This window comes from Martinezella paranaensis (genome assembly GCF_014200235.1).
Lineage (GTDB): Bacteria > Pseudomonadota > Alphaproteobacteria > Rhizobiales > Rhizobiaceae > Rhizobium > Rhizobium paranaense.
This window is the reverse complement of record NZ_JACHBI010000038.1, coordinates 1-5,882: the sequence shown is the minus strand read 5'-3', so window position 1 is coordinate 5,882 and position 5,882 is coordinate 1. Positions and strand designations below refer to the sequence as shown.

The following is a 5,882-nucleotide window of genomic DNA, read 5'->3' as shown; positions in this document are numbered from 1 at the left end:
ATGATGAAACTCCTCATTTGGATAACTCAAACCAGGAATCCGCCAGCCCGCTTCAGGTTCCATCAAAGGCCGCTTTCATGGAATCGCTCGTCTAGTAGAACTTCAACGCCGCGGTCAACTGCGACGGGGCGAAGATGTCGACCACCTCGATCGCGAACCCGCGCGACAGCGTCTGCATGATCACCATGAACGAGCTCGCGAAGTCCGGAGTGGGGCATGCATCACCGAACGGCCAGCTAAGCCGCCTCACACTCGATCTAATTCGCCATCCTTGAAAAACGTGCTCGGGTGATATAGGTTATGCATCACGAGATAACCTGAATATTCTGGAGTAAATGAATGGCTACCTCCGACGGCCTTCGTGTCTATGACGGCGCCGAATTTGCGCACGCGTTGCAGACGGAGATGGGTTCCGTGGCCGATAAGAAAGGATCCGTGGCCGACAAAACCGTCGTCAGCCGCAAAAGCGGATTTCATATATCCGCTTTCACATCGAAGCTACGCAAGGCAATGGCAAATGCCATGCACGCCAAACCAGGTGCCGGCATCGATGACATGATGGTCGTGTTGGTTGAGACGCCCAACCGAGCCGTTCGGGATACCATACGTGATATCGTCGAGCACGTCCCCGCCATTGTGGAGGCCCGGCAAAGCAAGCTGACCGACGAAGCGATCGACGCGCTGGTGTCCGTTTATATGCGTGCCCCTCCGAGTGCCGAGGCCGAACGGCTCCTTTACGACAGCAATGCCAAGGCAAGAGCGCGCTTTTTGGAAAACTGGCCGAGCTTCACCAGCAAGGAGCTTGCCGACATCGCCGGACACGGATCAAAAAACAAGAGCATGACCGCTTCGCGGTGGAAGACAAAAGGCAAGGTGTTTTCCGTCAAACACGGTGGCTCCGAATATTTTCCCGCCTTCCAGTTCGATGATGGGCAGCCTATCGAAACAATCGGACAGGTCCTCACCAGGCTCGGTGAAAAAAAATCCGGCTGGCAGCTCGCCTTTTGGTTTACCTCGCCGAATGGCTGGCTCGATGGCAAGCGGCCTGTGGACGTTCTCGCAAACGGCAATGCGGTAACCCAGGCAGCGGCACGCGAGGCAGAAGACATCATCGGATGATTTCTCCGCCGCCTTCCCAGTTTCCCGCCTCGAACTCACATGAGATCAAGGCGGGAACAAAGTTTCATCGCGTCCACGACCAGCGCTTCGACAGCTGTGCGTTCAACCCTGGAATGGGACGACCGAGTCGTTTCGCGCCCCTGCTTCTCGGCGGCCATCCGATTCCAACGCAATATCTCGCCACGGATTTTGAATGTACCGTCCACGAGACTATTTTTCACGATGTACCGATCGAGGAATCCCACAAGACCGTCGGCGCCGACAACATCAAACCGCTCGCCCATTCGGTCGTACAACTCAAGCGAGACATCATTCTGGTGCCGCTCTTCACTCCGGACCTCGCCAAATGGCGCATCGGACGAGCTGACCTTGTAGACACGACGGCTGCTTCGTATGCGATCACCGCCCAGTGGGCACTGGCGATCCATCAAAATAGGCCGGACATTGACGGCCTTATTTGGACATCAAAGCGTTGCGATCCACAACAGGCGCTGCTGCTGTTCGGGGATCGGGTGTCGCAATCGGATTTGACAGAAGTTAGCAAGATCTCGATCTATTCGAATGTTGAGGAGATGCGGCAGATTGTAGGTTTCGCCGCCCGCGTCGATATCACCATCGTACTTTGACCCGACTCCGCAAGCCACACAGGTCGAGACACATGCCCCCAGATCACCCCGGTAGTGAAGGCCACCAGTGCTGCGCAAGGTCATGGTCCGATAACCTCAAACACTTTGCACCCCTGTCGATCGGACGGCAGTTTTCAAAACTGAAGGTAAAGGCAGGCGCAAATTCCTTGGCTCTGAGGAGCCGAGCTTTTTGACAGTGAGAGTTTGCAACAGCCCTTACCGATCGAGCCCTCTTTTGAGCGAAATATCCCGCTTGAGCACATGATCACGCGACAACTCCGCACGACGCACGCGGTCGACTGTCTGCGAAATCTTTTTGACCGCCTCCACCCGTGATCCGAGGGACCCATCGCGCTCGAGCTCAGCCCCAAACTTACGCGGATCTGCAGATCCGAACCGCTGACGCAAGGCAGCATCGATCGCCTTGGCCTCATCAAGCGCTTGCCGGCCCTCCAACGTCGACCACAGCTCGTTTATCCACCCGCTGCGCTCGGCTAAGGCCATCTGGTTGACCTTGGCAAGAATCTCGGCGCTACGGGGCGTCAGTCCCGGAACCTCGATGACATCGCGCTTTTCACGCTGCCATCGTTCGGCACTGAGCTCCTCGCCAAAACGACGCTGCCAGGTCACCGCAACGGACTCTGTGTGCGCGGCAACGGACCTCGCATAGTGTCGGGCTTGCTTGCGCTCTTTATTGTCCCCGAACCCGCCGGCTTTACCAAGCAAGTTCCCGAACCGCTCCGGCTCGCTGCCTAGCGCTTTCGCCAGAACCCTGCCGTCGGCGTTCTGATCGATAATGGCGCTGCGCAATCTATCAAGGACCGCATCGGCGTCGATGAACGTCTGTTTCGCGACAGCTTCGATAGCCTCCCAAGCGCGATCGAACGTCGACATCGCCTTCTCGCGAGCAACATCTTCGATACTGCGATCGTATCTTGTGATCGCCGGCAGCAGCGGCGCGGACCTGTCGATGTCAAAACTGGATTGTCGCGGCCCCTCGTTCTCATCAGGTAGCTCGATCTCGCTGCGAACCCCGAATTGCTCGGCGATCCCCCGCCGCGCGGCAAAGCCCCTGACATAGTCGAGCGTCGTCTCCTTCAGACCCGTTCGGCTGAGCCGCTCCTCTAATTGACGGAATGCAAGATCGTCACCGCGGTGAATCGTCCAGGCATTGCGCTCGACCATTTGTCCGTCTGGCAATCGCACCGTCTCCGACCCAGTAGGCCTGAGCCCAATCGTGTCACCGATCTCGGGCTTAGCCTCAGACATGGCACGCTCAAGATCCACACCCCAGGTGGTGTGCTCTTTTCCGCCAATCGTCTCCAACGTCACATAATAGCTCGGACGGTTCGTGACGTCGTTCTCATAAGGCGCCCTGCCATGCGCGACCAACCGTCCAACGTTGCGATCGGTGAACTCGTCTTCCAGAACCTCGACCTGCTCGCAAATCCCGACGAGCCGCGAGACCTTTTCGGCATGCTGATGCGCCATCAGGCTCGCGCCACGCAGGCGATTGCTTCCCTCCGCTACTGCTGACCGGCTCGGTCTTCGCGCGAACGAGGTTGCCTTACTATCTTTGGATGACATCGATTGGCACGCAGGCCTCGTTCGAGTGCATGGGAAAGGCGGGCGGGTAGCAACAATGCCGCTGCCACAGGACGTAGGCGCGGCCATTGCGGATTACATATTGAATGGACGGCCCACCACCGGATCCCGGACCATCTTTCACAGGGTCGAGACTCCCTGCACACCGTTCTTCACCGCCACACCTGTCATCCTTATCGCCGGTCGGGCACTGAAGCGGGCCGCGATTACAGGTCTTCGCTCACATCATGCCCATGTTTTTCGGCACACCTTTGCGACGATGGCGATCCGGTCCGGCGTGAGCCTCACGGAATTGGCCCGGGTTCTCCGCCACAAGGAGCCAGACACAACGAGAATCTATGCGAAGCTCGACACCGAGCGCCTTCGATTACTTGCCCGTCCGTGGATGGGAGCAAGCCTATGAACACGATGAAGATGTCCCTTGAGCAATATCTGGCACTGCGCCGCTCTCTCGGTTTCAAGCTCCAGAGCCAGGAAAGCCGGCTGCGCAACTTCGTGGAATATGCGCAGGCGCGCGGCGAACAATACATCACCGCCAAGCTTGCGGTTGAATGGGCGGAGCACCAGTGCGGACCTCGGACTTGGTCATCGCGACTGTCGACCGTCAGGTCTTTCGCCCGCCATCTCATCTTGACGGACCCGAAGACCGAGATTCCGCCTTCCGGCATTTTCGCGCCACAACGGCGGCCACGGCCTTTCATCTATTCAGATGACCAAATCGCCGACCCGCTCAAGGCAATGCCTCTGTTGCATCCGGGAAGCTTTCGCGGCGTGACCTATCATTATTTCTTCGGGCTGCTGGCATCGACGGGCATGCGATTTTCGGAGGCTGCACGCCTGCTTCGCGAGGACGCCGATATGGAAACCGGCGCGTTGACGATCCGCGAGACGAAGTTCGGCAAGAGCCGATACATTCCCTTGCACACGAGTACCTGGGATGCACTCCGCCGGTATTGCATTGAGCGGGATCTTTTACCAAGCAGACGCGCCAGCAGGTTCTTCTTCACAGGGGTGCATCGGCGGAAATCGAAAGCGAAACCTCAACCGCTTTCTCCACTCAAAGCCCCCAGAAATTGCATCATCCCGAGAGGTTCGCAGGCGCAATCCTGCTGCGTCCACAGCCGCTCTCCCAAGGTTTCGATTTTACGGCAGTGCCGGGAAAACCAATCTTGGTGATTGCTGGAAAGCACGACGACGCCGCCGTCGCTCGTCGTGCTTTCCAGCGATCTCCATAGATCTGGATCAGCAGCGTCAGGCGACATCAGTATAGCTGCTAATCGAGCGTGTCGACGTCCAGCATGCGATGACCTCAGCAGATAGCGTGGTGGCTACAAGTCGTTTCTGCGACGTCGCAGAGCATCAAGCAACTCAGCAAGTCCAAGTTCGAACCCATGCGGCCCTGCCGCATTTCCGTCTTCGAGCTGCTCACCCACCGACTGAGCGGCCATGGCAAGCGCTGCCCCGTGCGCATAGTCGATCAGGACATAAGCCCATCGCAGAGCCTGCTCCGATGACAGGCCGGACTCGCGCAGGAGAGAGATCAGCGTCTCCGTTATTCGCCGCGCCTCAGCTGGAAAAAGCGCCGGCCGCGCGAAGATCGCCAAGGTAAGGGAGGGATGCAAAAGCACCTTGGCATGGTAGGCGACGAGTAGGTCCTGCGCCCGTGCAAGCACATCGCCCGTGGTTGGGACAGTGACCCCAGCATAGACGAGTTCCGCCAGTTCACGGATCAACCCATCACGATCCCCGAAGTGGTGATAGATCGTCATCGGCGTGATGCCGACACGGGCCGCCAGGGCTCGCATCGTCAAGCCCTCGACGCCCTCGGACGAGAGGAGCGCCAGGGCGTCGGCCAAGATCGCGTCCTTGGCGATGGTCTTCCCGTCAGCCGGCCGACCGGGTTTCCTTCCAATCACCGGATGACCTCATAATACGACTGGACGAGGCCGGATGGGAAAGCCTGGCTGCGCAGATGTTTGAGCGCCACATCGCGGGGATCGCCGCCGAAGAGCGGAAGCCCTGCGCCGAGCAGGATGGGAATGGTCGTGATTACCATGTCGCTGATCAAGTCACGCTTGAGAAAGGACCGGATGACGGCGCCGCCATTGACATAGGCCCTCTTCGCTCCTTCCGAGTGCAGCATCGCCATTACCTCTTCAGGAGATCGGTCGGTGAAGCGCACCCGACCAGAGAGTTCGGGAGAAATCGCCCGTGGTGCAAGTTCTGACTGACAAGACAAGCACCGGGCGGGTGTAGAACCAATCGCCCATGCCCCTGACTGCCTCATAGGTGCCCCGACCCATGATGATGACGTCGATATCACTGATGAAGTCGTCGTAGCCGTGATCCTCACCGGCCTGGTCATGCCTCAGCAGCCAGTCGATGTCACCGTTCTCGCGGGCGATGTAGCCATCAAGGCTCGTCGCAATGAAGACGTGTGTCGGGCGAAATGAAAAACTGACCCCCTAACGAACCGAAGAACTGACCCCTCGTGTCAAAACGAGGAGTGATGGATGACGAGCACGATTTTAT

Annotated in this window: 7 protein-coding genes and 1 pseudogene; 4 read left to right on the top strand and 4 right to left on the bottom strand. The window is 58.3% G+C overall.

The genetic code is table 11. The annotated features are described in order from the left end of the window. Window positions 1-94: 94 nt before the first annotated feature. Window positions 95-208: pseudogene (locus tag GGD50_RS32390) on the bottom strand (amino acid ABC transporter permease); the annotation flags it as partial. A 131-nt stretch (window positions 209-339) separates the two neighbouring features. Between GGD50_RS32390 and GGD50_RS32385 the strand changes: the two are divergent. Together GGD50_RS32385 and GGD50_RS32380 are read left to right on the top strand one after the other, a co-directional pair. Further along, on the top strand, window positions 340-1,119 hold the full coding sequence (locus GGD50_RS32385; protein WP_183941355.1) for a hypothetical protein: 780 nt from the start codon (window positions 340-342) through the stop codon (window positions 1,117-1,119). After that, window positions 1,116-1,745, top strand: a complete 630-nt coding sequence (locus GGD50_RS32380; protein ID WP_183941353.1) for an RES family NAD+ phosphorylase — start codon at window positions 1,116-1,118, stop codon at window positions 1,743-1,745. Before GGD50_RS32385 ends, GGD50_RS32380 begins: the two co-directional genes overlap by 4 nt. 216 nt (window positions 1,746-1,961) lie before the next feature. Here the strand turns inward: GGD50_RS32380 and GGD50_RS32375 are convergent, their stop codons facing one another. Then, on the bottom strand, window positions 1,962-3,236 hold the full coding sequence (locus GGD50_RS32375) for a BID domain-containing protein (RefSeq protein ID WP_183941351.1): 1,275 nt from the start codon (window positions 3,234-3,236) through the stop codon (window positions 1,962-1,964). Window positions 3,237-3,258: 22 nt separating this feature from the next. Here GGD50_RS32375 and GGD50_RS32370 point away from each other — a divergent pair, with 22 nt between their 5' ends. Together GGD50_RS32370 and GGD50_RS32365 are read left to right on the top strand one after the other, a co-directional pair. Beyond that, window positions 3,259-3,753 carry a tyrosine-type recombinase/integrase gene (locus tag GGD50_RS32370; RefSeq protein WP_281397284.1) on the top strand — a complete coding sequence of 165 codons (495 nt, stop codon included), beginning with the start codon at window positions 3,259-3,261 and terminating at the stop codon, window positions 3,751-3,753. Further along, window positions 3,750-4,526 (top strand): tyrosine-type recombinase/integrase, encoded by a 777-nt coding sequence (locus GGD50_RS32365; protein WP_246451689.1) that lies wholly within the window; start codon window positions 3,750-3,752, stop codon window positions 4,524-4,526. Before GGD50_RS32370 ends, GGD50_RS32365 begins: the two co-directional genes overlap by 4 nt. Window positions 4,527-4,678: 152 nt before the next feature. Here GGD50_RS32365 and GGD50_RS32360 read toward each other — a convergent pair whose 3' ends face one another. After that, window positions 4,679-5,266, bottom strand: coding sequence for a TetR/AcrR family transcriptional regulator (locus GGD50_RS32360; protein ID WP_183941349.1), 588 nt, complete (start codon window positions 5,264-5,266; stop codon window positions 4,679-4,681). Further along, complete coding sequence (locus GGD50_RS33205; protein WP_246451688.1) at window positions 5,263-5,499, bottom strand: dihydrofolate reductase family protein; 237 nt, start codon at window positions 5,497-5,499, stop codon at window positions 5,263-5,265. The genes GGD50_RS32360 and GGD50_RS33205 overlap by 4 nt, the downstream gene beginning before the upstream one ends. Window positions 5,500-5,882 lie beyond the last annotated feature (383 nt).

Coding starts and splice junctions, on each gene's coding strand:
- GGD50_RS33205 (WP_246451688.1), bottom strand. CDS start 5,499: ATGGCGATGCTGCACTCGGAAGGAGCGAAGAGGGCCTATGTCAATGGC.
- GGD50_RS32385 (WP_183941355.1), top strand. CDS start 340: ATGGCTACCTCCGACGGCCTTCGTGTCTATGACGGCGCCGAATTTGCG.
- GGD50_RS32365 (WP_246451689.1), top strand. CDS start 3,750: ATGAACACGATGAAGATGTCCCTTGAGCAATATCTGGCACTGCGCCGC.
- GGD50_RS32380 (WP_183941353.1), top strand. CDS start 1,116: ATGATTTCTCCGCCGCCTTCCCAGTTTCCCGCCTCGAACTCACATGAG.
- GGD50_RS32375 (WP_183941351.1), bottom strand. CDS start 3,236: ATGGCGCATCAGCATGCCGAAAAGGTCTCGCGGCTCGTCGGGATTTGC.